The sequence below is a fragment of the Pseudomonas viridiflava genome (assembly GCF_900184295.1).
In the GTDB taxonomy this organism is placed as follows: domain Bacteria; phylum Pseudomonadota; class Gammaproteobacteria; order Pseudomonadales; family Pseudomonadaceae; genus Aquipseudomonas; species Aquipseudomonas viridiflava.
In genome coordinates, this window is sequence record NZ_LT855380.1 from 1,240,469 (window position 1) to 1,256,321 (window position 15,853).

Consider the following 15,853-nt stretch of genomic DNA (forward strand, 5'->3'; position numbering starts at 1 on the left):
GGAGTAAATGTCATGGCTGGTAGGTCAACTATATTTGTAGCCGTTCCTTTTCACTATGAGCAACAACGCTTTAAAATTTTAAAAGGGCAAAGATGGGGTGCGGTAGACCATTTATTATTGCAAGCGATAGTGAAAAAACCAGCATCTGCACAGCAGCTTTCAAAAGCTTCTAATCTTCCCAAACGTCTAGTGATAGAAATGCTTATCCCGCTTATGAAGGCAGGCTGGCTTGAACTGGCCCACATCGACACGCATTTTTCATTTGTCGCTACTGCAAGCGGAACGGCTGTGGCTACCCTTGAGCAGCTTCCACTCGGTAAAGAACCGATTACATCCATAAGGCAGTATATAATTGATCCCTGTACTGCACGTTGCTATCGTGTTGGACACAGGCAACAGGCTTTTCAGTTGTACAATAGCAGGAGGCTAGACGAAATACTTCTGACTAAAGGCGGATTTGCAGCAAAGATTTCATTTTCAAAGCAATATAAAATAGCCCATCATGCGGATATTTTTGACTGTGTGTCTGATGGAGAAGAAGAGGCTGTTGCTATTGATGATACATATATACGAATGAGCAGAGATAACTTGAGGTATGGTTTAGTATCTGTGGATGATTCGGATAAACTTGGAAATGCGCCACCAAATCTATCTGATGATTTAGCTGAGCAAATATTAATGGCAGCTCATAAAAAGTCTGAAGAACTTGAGTTGCTTGGAAAAAAAGCAGATACTTCACAAGAAGTATTTACGTTTCACGGATCTAAGATCGAAAAAAGCTTCTCGGTTATAGAGTTGAAAAAAAGTGAAGTCGAAATGGTTCTTGGCGCTGATGCACACAAAGCTGCCTTTTTGTCGTCACTCGAAAATGCAAAGACGCGTCTTATAATACATTCAACATTCATAAATCCTTTAAATCTGAAAGCATTGGCTGAAGATTTTTTTGCTTTAGCAAAAAGGTCTGTTAAAGTTGATATTCTTTGGGGGCAGGTAGAGCCCAATGATGGTAAAGAGCTTCAATCCTATCAAGATACAAGAGATGCCCTCAGTGAGTTTGTGGAGCAAGCTAGGCTAGCAGGGCTGGATACGCTAATTAATGTTCATCTAGAACCTACTGCTTCGCATTCAAAATTCATAATTTACGATGATTCGATGGGCGACTATACAGTTTTGCTGGGTTCATGCAATTGGCTAAATAGTAAGTTTAACTTAATTGAAGCGTCAGTTAAGATATCAAGCACGAAATTTGCAATTGATATGCTTCGTGTTTCTAGTTCGCTATCTCAAGGTATATCAAAAGTCTCAAATTTGTTCAGCAGGGAGTTGTCTACCTTGGCTAATGCAGTTGCCAAAAAACCTATTGCGAACCAAGATTCTTATTCTGGTGGATTAGTGCGGGTTAAGCTTGTACTCAAGAGTGAGCATTACGATTTGATTCGACGCGCCAGGGATGAAGCCAAATTTGATATACTTGTCTGTAGTCATAAGTTTAGTCATATTGCTCAAAGACCAATCATCACGCCTCTAGCTACATCTGCGTATGAAACTAGTGGCGTTAAGGCTAGGATTTTTTATGGTCGAACAAGTGGAGGGTTTACTGATGGAAATGTTTCTTCAATATCTAACTCGTTCAAAGATTCGGATGTTAATATTGAAGCAATCGCGTTTCCAAACGTCCATTCAAAGATATTAGCTTGGGATGATGATAATGCTGTAATTACCAGTCTTAATTGGCTTTCAGCATCGGCGTACGGTAATGACTATGATGAGATAGGAGTGCATATTGAGGCGCGTGGAATTACAGAAAATATAAAAAATATTTTTCAGTTTTAGCTTTGTAAGTTTCTAGTCACTTGTGCCTGGCCTATTTGTATGTCAGCATAAGTGGCTTTGCTCTACTTGGATTTGCATGTTGCAAATATGTAACTGTTTCTTGATTTTAACATGTTACTACTTTAAAGTTTGATAGTAGTAATGAGTGGTTTTAGAGTTGGCTGCCTTAAGGTTCAGTAATTTTTCGGATTTATTGGTTTTTAAAAGGAGGTTTATTTCGTGAAAGATAATGTCTGGTTTACCTATAAAGCGCGCATTCAGGCGCACAAGCGTCTTGAATGGTTAGATATTCATTCTCAATTTCTTCTAGTATGGTATGCCATGCTAAGTACGGTCTTGGCGGTCGTTTCGATAAGGAATCCAAAAGCTTTGAGTGATGATACAGATGTAATGGCTGCTATTCTTTCTGTAGCACTTCTAGGCGTTTCTCTGTCTGTATCAAATCGCGATTTCAGGGGGCGGGCTATTCAAATGCGCAGAAATTATCTCGGTCTTCACCAGTTGTATAGATCGATACCGAAAGATACTTTGCTAACCCAAGAGCAGTCAGCTCGTTATGATGAGCTTTTGGATGAGGCGGAAAATCACAGAGAGATTGACGACAGGATAGCAAGAATTCTTGCGCCTCAGCTAACTAGCCGACATCCTACAGTTTTTGAATCAATTCATGTGCTAGTTTGGTTGTTTATACGACTGGCCGTCACTGTTGCCCTTTATGCTGCGCCTATTGTCTTCGCGTTTGCGGCATAGGTTGATGTCAGTGCTATGAGTGCTTCTAAGGTTGCGCTATTGAATTTGTAAGTTTTGTCGGTGGTTTGTTGTGTGAGGGAGTTTGGGTTTATATGCAGTGGATGCGCTGTTTTATCCCCGCGTAGGTGATTCCTATATTTTTATGAGTTAGGCTTCAGTTCAGAGCTGATTTTCGGGTTATGCTGTTTAGATGAGTTGAATGTCTTTGGTGATTCAAGCATTTGGTTGCCTAGATTTTTTAACTTTACAAGGTGTGCAAAAATCTTATTTTTTCAGTGTGTTTTTTCAACTTTCTATGGCGATTGAGCGTGCAGGCTTTTTGAGGTTTTGCAGGTATCAAAAACTGACTACAACGGCTTCCTCTATGGACGCCCATATCTTCATTGTTTTATTGCGTACTGGCCAATGATGGCCTTCGAACCATCCGCACCCCACATCCTGGAACTGCACGGGTGGCAAGGACTCGCCAAGTCCTGCGGATATCTTTGAAGGTCCGGAATGGAGTGGAATGCAGGCGACTCAAACCTGTTGGGTTGTAGATGAAGACAACCGTTTCGACTCCAGAGGCGGTACTTGTCTGATGGCTGTTATTTATAACGCGAGCACTCAGTTGCTTTTCGACACGGTATGCCATTACCAAGACTTTGACACGGTTGATGCAATCATTCGGTCGGTTCGGTTTGGTGAAAAGAAATAGACCGTTCCAACAGAGTGTTTGAGGATGAAATGAAAAACCCGGCTTTCGCCGGGTTTTTCATGTCTTGCTGTGCACCGTATGACTTACTGCACTTCCACCGCCAGACTGTCGCTGATCTTCTTCTGCCAGATCGCGGGGCCGGTGATGTGGACGGACTCGCCATTACTGTCTACGGCAACGGTCACCGGCATGTCCTTGACCTCGAACTCGTAGATCGCTTCCATGCCCAGTTCGGCAAAGGCAACGACTTTGGATTTCTTGATCGCCTGGGCGACGAGGTAGGCGGCGCCGCCGACGGCCATCAGGTAGACGGCTTTATGGTCACGAATGGCTTCGATGGCGGTCGGGCCGCGCTCGGATTTGCCGATCATGCCCAACAGGCCGGTCTGGTCGAGGATCTGACGGGTGAACTTGTCCATGCGCGTGGCAGTGGTCGGGCCAGCCGGGCCAACGACTTCTTCGCGCACCGGATCAACCGGGCCGACGTAGTAGATGAAGCGACCCTTGAGGTCGACCGGCAGGGTTTCGCCCTTGTTGAGCATCTCGACCATGCGCTTGTGCGCGGCGTCGCGGCCGGTGAGCATCTTGCCGTTGAGCAGGACGGTTTCGCCCGGCTTCCAGCTCTGCACGTCTTCCGGGGTCAGGGTATCGAGGTTGACGCGGCGGGCCGATGGGCCGGCTTCCCAGACGATTTCCGGGTAGGCGTCCAGCGATGGCGCTTCCAGCGAGGCCGGGCCGGTGCCGTCCAGCACGAAGTGCGCGTGACGGGTGGCGGCGCAGTTAGGGATCATGCACACCGGCAGCGAGGCGGCGTGGGTCGGGTAGTCCATGATCTTGACGTCGAGCACGGTGGTCAGACCGCCCAGGCCCTGAGCGCCGATGCCCAGTTGGTTGACCTTCTCGAACAACTCCAGACGCATCTCTTCGAGACGGTTCTGCGGTCCGCGGGCCTTGAGCTCATGAATGTCGATGGATTCCATCAACACTTCCTTGGCCATGACCGCTGCCTTTTCGGCGGTGCCACCGATGCCGATGCCGAGCATGCCCGGTGGGCACCAGCCCGCGCCCATGGTCGGTACGGTTTTCAGGACCCAGTCTACGATCGAGTCGGACGGGTTGAGCATCGCCATCTTCGACTTGTTTTCCGAACCGCCGCCCTTGGCCGCCACGTCCACTTCCACGGTGTTGCCCGGGACGATGGAGTAGTGAATGACCGCAGGGGTGTTGTCCTTGGTGTTCTTGCGAGCACCGGCCGGGTCGGCCAGGATCGAGGCGCGCAGCACGTTTTCAGGCAGGTTGTAGGCGCGACGCACGCCTTCGTTGATCATGTCGTCCAGGCCCATGGTGGCGCCGTCCCAGCGTACGTCCATGCCGACGCGTACGAAAACGGTGACGATGCCTGTGTCCTGGCAGATCGGGCGATGACCGGTCGCGCACATGCGCGAGTTGATCAGGATCTGGGCGATGGAGTCGCGGGCGGCAGGCGACTCTTCACGCAGATACGCCTCGTGCATGGCCTGGATGAAATCCACGGGGTGGTAGTAGGAAATGAATTGCAGGGCGTCTGCAACGCTCTGAATCAGGTCGTCTTGCTTGATCACGGTCATGCGGCGCGCTCCTCTGTAAGGACGGGAACATTCAATTACGCTATCGGCGACAGTCGGGGACTGCGGCTTGAACCAGAGCTGTCAGGGTAGCCGTAGCGGGCGCAAAAAGGCGCGGCAGTATAACCCGCCCGACAGGCCAGTCTGTACAATCGCCGTTATTTTCTGCACGGGGCGCCTTGATGCCGCATTTGCACGTCGGTGACCGCAGTTGGGCGGTCAGCGAAGCCAGTAATCTGCTCGACGCCTTGAATCAGGCCGGTGTGTCTGTGCCTTACAGTTGCCGGGCGGGCAGTTGTCATGCGTGTCTGGTGCGCTGCGTGAAGGGCGATCCGCTCGACGCCCTGCCACTGGCGCTGCCTGCTGACAAACGCCAGCAGGGTTGGCGGCTGGCGTGTCAGTGTAAGGTGGTTCAGGACCTGACCGTCGAAGTGTACGACCCGATGCAGGACGGTTTGCCTGCGACGGTGCAGAGTTGCGACTGGCTGAGCCCGACGGTGATGCGGCTGCGTCTGGAGCCGGGCAAGCCGCTGCGGTATCGCGCGGGGCAGCATCAGGTGCTGTGGACGGAGCAGGGCGTGGCGCGGCCTTACTCACTGGCGAGTCTGCCGGGTGATGACGGGTTTTTGGAGTTTCATCTCGATTGCCGACGCCCTGGCGCGTTTTGCGATCATGCGCGACAACTGCAGGTGGGCGATGGCGTGAGGCTCGGCGAATTGCGCGGCGGGGTGTTGCGTTACGACCCGGACTGGCAGGACAAGCCTTTGCTGCTGTTGGCGGCGGGCACCGGGCTTGGGCCGTTGTGGGGAATCCTGCGCGAGGCGCTGCGTCAGGACCATCAGGGCGCGATTCGGTTGATTCATCTGGCGCATGACGAGCAGGGGCATTATCTGAAAGCCGAGTTGCAGGCGCTCGCTATCAGTTGCCCGAACCTGCAAGTTCAGCTGATCACTCAGGAAACGCTTCAGGATGCGCTGGCCGAGCTGCGCATGCTGTCGCGACATGCCATGGCGCTGGTGTGCGGCAGTCCCGAAAGTGTCGAGGTGTTTGCCAAGCGGCTTTACCTGGCCGGTTTGCCACGTAATCAGTTGCTGGCGGATGTTTTCGTTCGGCGGGAGTGATGTGACGCGCAGCCAGCGGTAAACACACGGTTCGCTGACAGACTCCGGACTGTGGGAGGCGGCTTGCCGGCGATAGCGTCAGTTCAGCCACTGATAGGGCGCTTGATAAACCGCATCGCCGGCAAGCCGCCTCCCACGATGGATCGTCCAGTCCTGAAAACCATAAAAAAGCCCCGGCTCTCGCGAACCGGGGCTTTTGGGTGTTGCGCTGGACGTCAGACCAATGGGTCGCCGACGTGCAGGATCTTCATGCCGTTGGTGCCACCGATGGTGTGGTAGCTGTCGCCCTTGGTCAGGATGACCCAGTCGCCTTGCTCGACCAGACCGCGCTTGAGCAGCTCGTCAACGGCTGCCTGGCTGACCTGACCTGGCGGCAGGGCTGCCGGGTCGAACGGTACGGTGTAGACGCCGCGGAACATCGCTGCGCGAGCCTGAGTGCCGCGGTGCGGGGAGAACGCGTAGATCGGTACCGAAGAGCGAATGCGCGACATGATCAGAGGGGTGTAGCCGCTTTCAGTCAGTGCAATGATCGCTTTCACGCCCGGGAAGTGGTTGGCGGTGTACATGGCCGCCAGCGCGATGCTTTCGTCACAACGGGTGAACGAATGGCCGATGCGGTGGCTGGAGGTTTTGCCGGTCGGGTGCTTTTCAGCGCCGACGCAGATGCGCGCCATGGCCTGGACCGCTTCGATCGGGTAGGAACCTGCCGCACTTTCAGCCGACAGCATGACGGCGTCGGTGTAGTCGAGCACGGCGTTGGCCACGTCGGACACTTCAGCGCGGGTCGGCATCGGGCTGGAGATCATCGACTCCATCATCTGCGTTGCAACGATCACCGCCTTGTTGTGGCGACGCGCGTGCAGAATGATGCGTTTCTGAACGCCAACCAGTTCGGCGTCGCCGATTTCCACACCCAGGTCGCCACGGGCAACCATGACGGCGTCACTGGCGCGGATCAGTTCGTCGAGCACTTCGTCGTTGGCAACGGCTTCGGCGCGTTCGATCTTGGCGACCAGCCAGGCAGTACCGCCGGATTCGTCACGCAGCTTGCGAGCGTATTCCATGTCGGCAGCGTCGCGCGGGAAAGAAACGGCCAGATAGTCCAGGTCCATTTCCGCAGCGAGTTTGATGTCCTGCTTGTCTTTTTCTGTCAGCGCAGGCGCTGTCAGGCCACCGCCGCGACGGTTGATGCCTTTGTGGTCCGACAGCGGGCCACCGATCAGGACGGTGCAGTGCAGTTCATCAGCGGTTTGAGTGTCGACGCGCATGACCACGCGACCGTCGTCGAGCAACAGCTCGTCGCCCACGCCGCAATCCTTGACCAGATCCGGGTAGTCGATACCCACGATCTGCTGGTTGCCACTGGTCAACGGGTGAGCGGTGGAGAAGGTGAACTTGTCACCCACTTTCAGCTCTATCCGCTTGTCGGTGAATTTGGCGATACGGATCTTGGGACCTTGCAGGTCGCCCAGCAGAGCGACGAAGCGCCCGTGTCTGGCGGCGATTTCACGGATCAGTTTGGCGCGAGCCTTGTGCTCATCCGGGGTGCCGTGGGAGAAGTTCAGACGAGCAACGTCAAGACCCGAGAGGATCAGTTGTTCGATGACTTCCGGCGAGTTGCTGGCAGGGCCAAGTGTGGCGACGATTTTGGTGCGGCGAACGGTCATGCACAAACTCCTTAATTGAAGCGCAGCGAGAGGCTACTCCTGTCTGTCTCTTTAGTCATTGTTCCTTTGCACTACCTTGCTGCTGGCAGGCAGGGCAATCGGCTGACGGCCGGTGCTCGATCGGCCTGAAGAAATTGGATGTCGAGCCGATAAATGGCAGAGAACAGGAGAGTCCCATGCGTATTGTAACGATTGTTGTATTACTGGCTGCGGTCAGCGGTTGCACCCGTTGGGCAATGAACTCCAATCTGGATCATGCCTACCGTGCTTATCAGGAAGGCGACTGTGATCGCGTGATGCTCGACCTGTCCAAGGTTGAACGTCAGAGTCGCGAGCGGCGTTACGTCCAGCCGGAGGTCTCGATGTTGCGCGGGCAGTGCCTGGAGCGTCAGAAGCTTTACGTCGATGCGGCATCGACCTATCAGTTTCTGATGAACCAGTATCCAGCCAGTGAATATGCGTACCGCGCGAAGGCCCGGCTCGACACACTGGCGCAATTGGGCCACTACCCGGCGGCGCAACCCGCCAGAGCGATTCCTGCCTCAAAATAATTACACCCGATCGGGTGATTGGTGTCGTATACGGGTGGATGTTACAAAGATTTGCGCTAGGCTGACTGTCAAGGGAATGAAAGAGCCTAAGGCTCTGGTCCTAAGGAGTTCCTGCGGCACTGCCATTGTTGAACGCCGCAGGATCAAAGTTCTACGTGACCATGCTCACTGGTCTCTGAAGGCGGCCTGCCATGCTAAAAGAGCGAAAAATCGAACGACACCAATTGCAGGAATATCTTCAGGTTTTCAATAGACACACCGACCGACCACTCGGCTGTCTGGGTAACGTTTCAGAAGAGGGGCTGATGCTGATCAGCAGCATTCCTCTGCTGGTCGGTGCCAGGTTTGATTTGCGTGTGAAGATGCCCCGTAGTGAGGGGCTCAAGCCCATCGACGTCAGCGCGACGTGCATGTGGTGTCATGAAGACGAGACACCCGGCTGCTATGACTCTGGCTTCGAGCTTTCCGAGATGTCCACGGACTATCTCGAGTTGGTTCGTATTCTGCGGCAGTATTTCTGTTTCTACCCGACCCTCGAGGCTTCGGCCTGACAGGTCAGCAGTCGGAAGAGCGGGTCAGAGCGTTCCCGCTTTCTTCCAGCCAAGATAACGAGTCACCAATTGTGCGCCCAGTTCTCCTGGGCGCACGTCCACCACGTTGATGCCATGCGCGACCATCCGGTCGTGCAGCGTTGTGCGCGCGTTCAGAAAACTCACCGTTCCGCAGTAGCTCAGCGCTTCGTCATAGGTCTCGACGGGGGCCTGACGCAGACTGTCGAGCACTTCCTCGCGCAGGCTTGCAACCAGCACACGATGCCTGCGCCCCAGCTGATTGACCGCCGACAGCAGCTCATCGTCGTCTTCATCGCGCAGGTTGGTGATCAGAACCACCAGCGAGCGCCGCTTCTGTCGGGCCAGCAGATGGCGGGCGGCGGCGCTGTAGTCGGCGGGGCGCTGGGTGGTCTGCAGGTCGTAGACGGTATTGAGCAACAGGTTCAACTGACCGTGCCCCTTGACCGGCGACAGATAGCGGTCTTTGTCACCGGCAAAGGTCATCAGGCCGATGGCATCGCCCTGACGCAGCGCAACGTAACCGAGCAGCAGGCAGGCATTGAGTGCGTGATCGAAATGGGACAGGTCGCCGTCCTGGCTGCGCATGCGTCGTCCGCAGTCCAGCATGAACACGATCTGCTGGTCTCGCTCGTCCTGGTATTCCCGCGCAATGGGTGAGCGCTGGCGGGCAGTGGCTTTCCAATCAATCTGCCGCAGGCTGTCGCCTTCGCGAAATTCGCGCAGCTGGTTGAATTCCAGTCCCAGGCCACGGCGCTGCGACTGCCGCACACCGATCTGGCTCAGCCAGTTGTCCACCGCCAGCAACTGACCGTCGTACAGCCGGGCAAAGTCCGGGTAAACGCGGGTGCTGCCCGGCAGGTCGAGGCGACGTCGGGTGGACCACAGACGCAATCCGCTGCGCAGCGCCAGTTCGCAACGTTCAAAGGTGAAATGGCCTCGCTTGATGGGCCGTATCCGATAGCCAAGTGTGGCCTTTGTCCGTCGAGGCACTTCGATGGATTGCGGCAGATTCTCGGACTCCAGCCCTGAGGGCAGGTGATCCATGACGCGCACTGCCAGCGCCGCACCGCCGTCGTGTTCGATGTCCAGTCGTATCTCGTTCCAGCGACTCAGGGCCAAACTACCCGGCAGATGACGATGCAAGCGAGGGGAGGGCTGGCGTGTCAGGCGAAATCCGTCGAAGACACTCACGCTCGCGAGCGCCAGCAATGCGCCCCAATAAAGGGTGTCGAGCTGCTTTGGATAGTCGATGCCCAGCGCACTGAGTACCCCCAGCAGTACGGCGGCGCCTGCAAGCGCACCCAGCCACTTCAGTAGCAGGGGCGACGGCCTCAATACCTGTTTCAAAGGCGGGGCGCCGGAACCTGATCGAGGATCTGCCTGAGCACCTGATCCACCGATAGCCCTTCAATGTCCAGCTCTGGCGACAGCCTCACACGGTGACGCAGCACCGCCAGTGCGCAGCCCTTGATGTCATCCGGGATGACGAACTCGCCGCCGCGCAGCAACGCCCTGGCCCGACCGCCACGCACCAGCGCGATGGAGGCCCGTGGACCTGCGCCCAGGCTTAGCCCCGGCCAGGTACGGGTACTGCGGGCCAGTCTCACGGCGTAATCCAGCACCTGTTCGTCCAGTGGCAGATCGCTGGCAATGCGTTGCAGTGCCTGCACTTCGCGGGCCTGCATGATCACCTTGAGCGGCCGTACATCGAGCATGTCGGCCCGGGTCGAGCGCGTGACCTGACGGACCATGTCCAGTTCTTCCTGCGCCTGCGGATAATCCATGCGCAGCTTGAGCATGAAGCGGTCCAGCTCGGCCTCGGGCAACGGATACGTGCCTTCCTGTTCGATGGGGTTCTGCGTCGCCAGCACCATGAACGGTTGCGCAATGGGCAAGGCGCGGCCCTCCAGCGTGACCTGCCGCTCCTGCATGGCTTCAAGCAGCGCCGCCTGGGTCTTGGCCGGGGCGCGGTTGATCTCATCGGCCAGCAGCAGGTTGGTGAAAATCGGGCCTTTGCGCAGTTTGAACTGTTCGGTCGGCAGGTCGTAGACCGCATGACCGGTCACGTCGCTGGGCATCAGGTCAGGCGTGAACTGAATGCGGGCGAATTCACAACCCAGGCAACTCGCCAGAGCGCGCACCAGCAGCGTCTTGCCCAGCCCCGGTACGCCTTCAAGCAGCACATGACCGCCGCCGATCAGCGCCGTCAGCACATCATCGATGACGGCGTCCTGGCCGATCACCGCCTTGCGCAGTTCGGTGCGCAACACCTGGGCCAGATGACTGGCGCGCTGGCGTTGCTGGGCCTGCGTGTTGGCTGCGGTGCTGGCGGCGGGTTCGGGGCTCGCCGCAACGACGGGGTCGATGCTGCCTGACGGTTCGGGCGTTTGGTCGCTCATAAGGCATTCCTGAGGGTTTGCAGGTGGGCCACCTGACGGGTGAAATCGCTGTGGGAAAGGCGTTGCTTCGGTCGTGGGCGCAACGCATCGCTGATGGCGCTGGTGGGCTGACGAGTCAGGCGGGACAATACCTGCCACTGATCGGCGACGGCCAGTGATTCAAAGCCCGGATGAAGCTGCCGGGCGCGCCGAAGGATGTCCTGCTGCAGGCTCTTCAAGAGTACGTCCTGTCCGCTGCGTCTGCGCAGAAACTCGGCGCTGGCACGCAGGTGTTCGGTCAGTTGCCGCCGGGCCTGGGAAGCAGGCAAGCGAACGGGGCCTTCACGCAGACCCACATGCCACAGCGTCAGGCCGATCAGTATCGCGAGTGCGGTCAGCGCGAGAGCGAAGTGACGCAGTATCAGACTCAACAGGTTGTCATGTTCGGTTTGCAGCAGCAGGGTCACGTCACTGTCCTGGGTCAGGTACCACAGGAGCCAGGCGTTGTCGTATTTGCCGATCGAGCGGTTTTTCCACAGCTCCGCGTCGGTAAGTACAGTGATCAGGCCCTTGCCATGACTCAGTTGCACCATGTGCGTGGCGTCGGCACTGTTGGCCCATGAATCGGCATGGTCCTCCGGGTCTTCCAGATGAAACGCCGGATCGAAACTCATGTAGGCCGGTGCGTCTTCATTTTCCAGATACAACCGCGTGAGTTCCGGCCACTTGGTTCTCTTGGTGGCAGGCGGTGACGCCATCAGCGGTATAGGTACTGTGGGCCGGGCCTCATCGGAGTCATCCTGTGCCTTGATGTCTTTCGAGAGGTATTGGCGAATCCCGATCCTGTCGAGCAGCAGGTCGCCGCTGCGGCCTTTCTGTTCGTCCCACAACTGCTCGGCCACGAACAGCAGGTGTCCACCCGACTCGGCCCAGTTCAACAGGCGCTCGGTCTGTGCCGGGGTCATGTTTTCACGGTCATCGAGCAACAGCAGCGTCTGTGGTCGTTGTTGCGTGTCGGGCAGGTCGGTGAGCGCGCGGGTCATGTTGACCGGCACCGAGCGTTGCCGGAGAAAGTTGGCGGCGGCCAGATAGGGATTGACCCGGACTTCCGGGGAAGGACCCTGATCGACGGTTTTTTCGTAACGCTCCAGATGACTGGCCGCGTACACACCGACAACGAGCAGCAGGAGCAGCGCGAGCCCTGCGAGCCAGACGTTACGCCGGCTCATGCCCTGGCCCCCGAGCCGAACAGGCGACGCCAGCCGTCGCACAATTCCTGTTGCGACCGGGCAGGTGGCAGCCGATGACCATAAGCAAGATTCTGCCAATGGGTGGTCAGCGTCCGGCTGAATTCATCCAGTTGGGGTTGATCGAGTTGTGCGACGCGCTCCAGCACCTGTCCCTCGGTGTCGGCGTTTTTCAATGGCAGGCGATAATCGGTCAGCAGGCGATTGAGTAGGGCGCGATACAACAGACCCAATGCTTCGCGTGGCGAGTCGGCCCAAAGCCGTTCTGCACTGGTGGCGACATCGTCGGGCAGGCTATCTGCGTTCACCTGCAGGCCGAACAACTGTTCTGGCGCTTCCCGTTGCAGCGATATAGGGCGCGGCGTGCGAGCGACGAAGGTGCCGAGCCAGGTGCGGTAACGCCAGATCAACAGGCCGATCAGCGTCAAGGCGACAGCCCAGAGCAGAACTTCCAGCAGGCTGGCCAGGGCGCTTGCCGCTGACAGCAGACGGTTGAGCCATTTGGCCAACGCGCTGCCGTCGCTCCTCTCGGCGGAAGTCGTCGCCTTCTCATCCCGCTCGGGAAAGCGCCAGCCGGCCACCGTTTTGGGGTTTTTGAACGGCGGCGCCTGCAGAACGTTGTTGATCTCCTTGCGGGCGGCTTCGCTGGTCAGCGCCTGATGCGTAAGGCGTGGCGTATCAGGTGCTGCACTGACAATGATCGGTTCCATCTGTGTGGCGTCGGGCAATGGACAGCTGTAAGTCGGTGAATCAGCCATGGCAGACTGTGGCGCCGCTGAGAACAGCAGTCCGGCACCGATCAGCAGCATATAGGCGGTGCCCATCAGGCGCTGGCGCAGTCGCCGGAAAGTCAGTTCGATGTCCCACGCTTCAAGCACGGTTCGACGATTGAGGTAGAGCGTAAAACCGCAGGCGACGTAGATGGGTTCCCACAGCACCAGCGCCAGTGCGTAGAACAGGTTGGTCAAGTGTTCCAGCCAGTTCCAGTCGTTCTCGGTGTCGACCAGACTCAGCCATTGCCAGTCGATTTCGATCTGTTGCGGGATGAACAGGTAGAACAGGATCATCAGGCCGATCCACAGCGAGTACTCCAGGTGCACGCCCACCAGTGTCAGCAGGCGAGCCGCGCCCTGGCCTTTCTGATTGAGCAGGTTGAGGCGGCGTGCACGCTCGTCTCCGGCGAGGTTTTCCAACTGCTGCACCGGCAACTGAAAGCTGCGGGTCAGGCTCAGACGGCGCCAGAGCAAGCTGGGGAGCAGCTGGTTTTTCAACGTGGCGGGCCAGGCTCTGAGTGCCTGCTTGAGTGTGGGCGTGTCCCCGAACAGTGCCTGCGACAGGATCATCAGCGGCAGGCGGTCGAAAGCCGGCTTGAGCCACCAGAACACAAACAGCGCAATCGAGGGATAGTCCCAGAGCAACAGGCTGAGCAGGGCGAACAGCGGCAGCGTGACAATCGCCCAACTGCTCATCAGCAACAGGCGATGCTCACGCACCATGAGGACGCCCAGGTCTATGGCTTCCCAGGAAGTACGAGGGCGAATGGCGACGTTCGATTCAGTCAGGCGCATGGGAAGTCCGCCCGGCGAATGTCAGGTAGACACCGACCAGCATCCAGAGCGCTGCGCCTACCAGATACTTGATGAGCGGCGTCGGCCAGGTCATTGATGACCAGTAGGCTTCGATGAAGGCGGCAATCAGCAGAAACAGCATCACGCCGCCAATCAATTGCACGCTGCCTTGCGCGGCGACCCGTAACGCCTCACCGCGTGTCAGCCTGCCGGGCGCTAGCAATGCCCAACCCAGTTTCAGTCCGGCAGCCCCGGCCAGGGCAATGGCGGTGAGCTCGAACGCGCCGTGGCCGACCACGAACGACCAGAAGGTCTGGCCATAGCCGATGTCGGTCAGATGGCCTGCGACCGCTCCGATCATCAGCCCGTTGAAGAGCAGAAAGAACAGGCTGCCCAGCCCGAACAGCAAGCCGCTGGCATAGGTTTGAAAGGCAATCCCTATGTTGTTCATGATGTAGTAGCCGAACATCATCCAGTCATCGTCGGAAGCGCGTTCCAGCGCCTGCCCGATGCGGCTGGCCTGCGGGTCGTACATGCTTTGCGTGTCGCTCAGCTGTGCGGGGCTGACGATGCTGTAGATCAGGTCGGGGAAGCCGTAGACCAGAAGACCCATGCCTACGAGGCTGCCGAAAAACAGCAGGCTGGCGACCAGCACGAAACGCCATTCGGCACGAACGGCTCTCGGGAAACCCGCAAGAATAAACGTCAGGAACTGAGCGCCCAAAGCACTGCGATGCCGGTAAAGCTGCTGGTGGCCGCGCATCGCCAGTTGATGAAGCGGATCGATGAGGTGGCTGCTGTAGCCGCGTTCCTGAGCCAGCGCCAGTTGGTGGCAGAGGCGTCGGTAATCGGCAGGGAAGCGGTCGCTGGTCTTGGGATCGGGCTTGCCACGCTCCAGTGCGTTCAGGCAGTCCTCGAAGTGTTTCCACTCGGTTTGATGGCGGGCTTCGAACTGGGTCTGTTTCATGTCGCCCCCGTCAGGCTGCGCGCGATGCCGTTGACCTGAGTGACGGCCTTGTCGGCTGACAAGTGCAACGGCTCGACCAGAATGGCGGCCAGCTCCTGCTTACGCGCTTCGGACAGGTCACCCTGGCGCTCGGCCAGACTCAGCACGGCGCGCTGTTCCTCCAGTTGCAGAGCGACCGGCACCACGTAGGGCTCGACCGCTGGCAGGGTGGGCCGCTGCACGGGCAGATCGGTATGAACCACCAGCGTTCCGGCCGCCAGATCACCGAGGCGCTTGAAACGGGGATGATTCAGACAGCTGATGGCGCCCACGCTGTAGGCCAGAGGCAGCATGTCGACGAAACGCAGCAGGTTGCGGGTGAGCGAGGCGGCCCAGCTGATCGGTGTTCCATCGTCATTGACCACCCGCAGGCCCATGGCGCGCTTGCCGGGTGTCCGGCCCTGATCGAGGACTTCGAACAGCACCATGTACCACCAGTTGACCAGAAACAGCGCGATAGCGGCCAGCCCCATGCCGAACTTGTCGAACAGCTGAAGGATTAAAAACAGTACGCCGATGACTGCGGCACGAATGCCGAGGTCAATGCCGAACGCCAGCGAACGCACCACCAGACCCGCCGGGCGAAGGATCATGTCGATGCCTTCCGGGGTCTCGATGGCGATGCGGGTATCCAGCGGCGTCTGCTGCGCTGCAATCCCTTGCGAAGCGGGAGGAGATGGCATGGTGGGGAGGCGTTACCTGAAGGCGAGACCTGATGCTAGCTACCACTGCGGTGCTAAGCAACCGGCGTTGCTAAACAGTGCCTGTAAGAAAAAGTGTCGCAGGCCCACGGCGTGTTCCGATTAGCCAATCGTCTGCTTCGCACCCTACACTTCAAGGGTCTCTTGTTCAGGATCAG

General features: G+C 57.4%; 14 protein-coding genes. 6 read left to right on the top strand and 8 right to left on the bottom strand.

Annotated features, from left to right (window positions below):
- Window positions 1-12 precede the first annotated feature (12 nt).
- The 3 genes from CFBP1590_RS05930 to CFBP1590_RS27510 all read left to right on the top strand — a co-directional run bounded on the left by CFBP1590_RS05930 (window position 13) and on the right by CFBP1590_RS27510 (window position 2,992).
- Window positions 13-1,833, top strand: a complete 1,821-nt coding sequence (locus CFBP1590_RS05930; protein ID WP_088234639.1) for a phospholipase D-like domain-containing protein — start codon at window positions 13-15, stop codon at window positions 1,831-1,833.
- A 219-nt stretch (window positions 1,834-2,052) separates the two neighbouring features.
- Window positions 2,053-2,583: an SLATT domain-containing protein gene (locus CFBP1590_RS05935; RefSeq protein WP_088234640.1), complete on the top strand. Its 531-nt coding sequence runs from the start codon at window positions 2,053-2,055 to the stop codon at window positions 2,581-2,583.
- Window positions 2,584-2,782: 199 nt separating this feature from the next.
- Window positions 2,783-2,992: a hypothetical protein gene (locus CFBP1590_RS27510; RefSeq protein ID WP_145958170.1), complete on the top strand. Its 210-nt coding sequence runs from the start codon at window positions 2,783-2,785 to the stop codon at window positions 2,990-2,992.
- Window positions 2,993-3,363: 371 nt separating this feature from the next.
- Here CFBP1590_RS27510 and CFBP1590_RS05945 read toward each other — a convergent pair whose 3' ends face one another.
- The gene (locus CFBP1590_RS05945) at window positions 3,364-4,887 is read right to left on the bottom strand and encodes a fumarate hydratase (protein ID WP_004881383.1); all 1,524 of its coding nucleotides are present in this window, start codon (window positions 4,885-4,887) and stop codon (window positions 3,364-3,366) included.
- 179 nt (window positions 4,888-5,066) lie between these two features.
- Between CFBP1590_RS05945 and CFBP1590_RS05950 the strand changes: the two genes are divergently transcribed.
- Entirely contained in the window at window positions 5,067-6,005 is a 939-nt protein-coding gene (locus CFBP1590_RS05950; RefSeq protein ID WP_088234642.1) for an iron-sulfur-binding ferredoxin reductase, read from the top strand.
- Window positions 6,006-6,220: 215 nt separating this feature from the next.
- Here CFBP1590_RS05950 and pyk read toward each other — a convergent pair whose 3' ends face one another.
- Window positions 6,221-7,672, bottom strand: a complete 1,452-nt coding sequence (pyk, locus tag CFBP1590_RS05955; RefSeq protein ID WP_004881379.1) for a pyruvate kinase — start codon at window positions 7,670-7,672, stop codon at window positions 6,221-6,223.
- Window positions 7,673-7,848: 176 nt separating this feature from the next.
- Between pyk and CFBP1590_RS05960 the strand changes: the two genes are divergently transcribed.
- Both CFBP1590_RS05960 and CFBP1590_RS05965 read left to right on the top strand, forming a co-directional pair.
- Window positions 7,849-8,223 carry a tetratricopeptide repeat protein gene (locus tag CFBP1590_RS05960; protein ID WP_025994849.1) on the top strand — a complete coding sequence of 125 codons (375 nt, stop codon included), beginning with the start codon at window positions 7,849-7,851 and terminating at the stop codon, window positions 8,221-8,223.
- A 191-nt stretch (window positions 8,224-8,414) separates the two neighbouring features.
- The gene (locus CFBP1590_RS05965) at window positions 8,415-8,774 is read left to right on the top strand and encodes a PilZ domain-containing protein (protein ID WP_058432493.1); all 360 of its coding nucleotides are present in this window, start codon (window positions 8,415-8,417) and stop codon (window positions 8,772-8,774) included.
- Between the two features lie 24 nt (window positions 8,775-8,798).
- On the opposite strand, the gene CFBP1590_RS05970 is transcribed toward CFBP1590_RS05965, so the two are convergent.
- From CFBP1590_RS05970 to CFBP1590_RS05995, 6 genes are read right to left on the bottom strand one after another with little or no spacing between them, the layout of a single operon-like run.
- On the bottom strand, window positions 8,799-10,142 hold the full coding sequence (locus CFBP1590_RS05970; protein WP_088234643.1) for a DUF58 domain-containing protein: 1,344 nt from the start codon (window positions 10,140-10,142) through the stop codon (window positions 8,799-8,801).
- Window positions 10,139-11,194: an AAA family ATPase gene (locus CFBP1590_RS05975; protein ID WP_004881370.1), complete on the bottom strand. Its 1,056-nt coding sequence runs from the start codon at window positions 11,192-11,194 to the stop codon at window positions 10,139-10,141. The genes CFBP1590_RS05970 and CFBP1590_RS05975 overlap by 4 nt, the downstream gene beginning before the upstream one ends.
- Window positions 11,191-12,402, bottom strand: coding sequence for a DUF4350 domain-containing protein (locus tag CFBP1590_RS05980; RefSeq protein WP_088234644.1), 1,212 nt, complete (start codon window positions 12,400-12,402; stop codon window positions 11,191-11,193). The genes CFBP1590_RS05975 and CFBP1590_RS05980 overlap by 4 nt, the downstream gene beginning before the upstream one ends.
- Window positions 12,399-13,988 (bottom strand): DUF4129 domain-containing protein, encoded by a 1,590-nt coding sequence (locus tag CFBP1590_RS05985; RefSeq protein WP_088234645.1) that lies wholly within the window; start codon window positions 13,986-13,988, stop codon window positions 12,399-12,401. The genes CFBP1590_RS05980 and CFBP1590_RS05985 overlap by 4 nt, the downstream gene beginning before the upstream one ends.
- Entirely contained in the window at window positions 13,975-14,955 is a 981-nt protein-coding gene (locus tag CFBP1590_RS05990) for a stage II sporulation protein M (protein ID WP_088234646.1), read from the bottom strand. Before CFBP1590_RS05990 ends, CFBP1590_RS05985 begins: the two co-directional genes overlap by 14 nt.
- Window positions 14,952-15,677 (bottom strand): RDD family protein, encoded by a 726-nt coding sequence (locus CFBP1590_RS05995; protein WP_088234647.1) that lies wholly within the window; start codon window positions 15,675-15,677, stop codon window positions 14,952-14,954. Before CFBP1590_RS05995 ends, CFBP1590_RS05990 begins: the two co-directional genes overlap by 4 nt.
- Window positions 15,678-15,853: the final 176 nt, after the last annotated feature.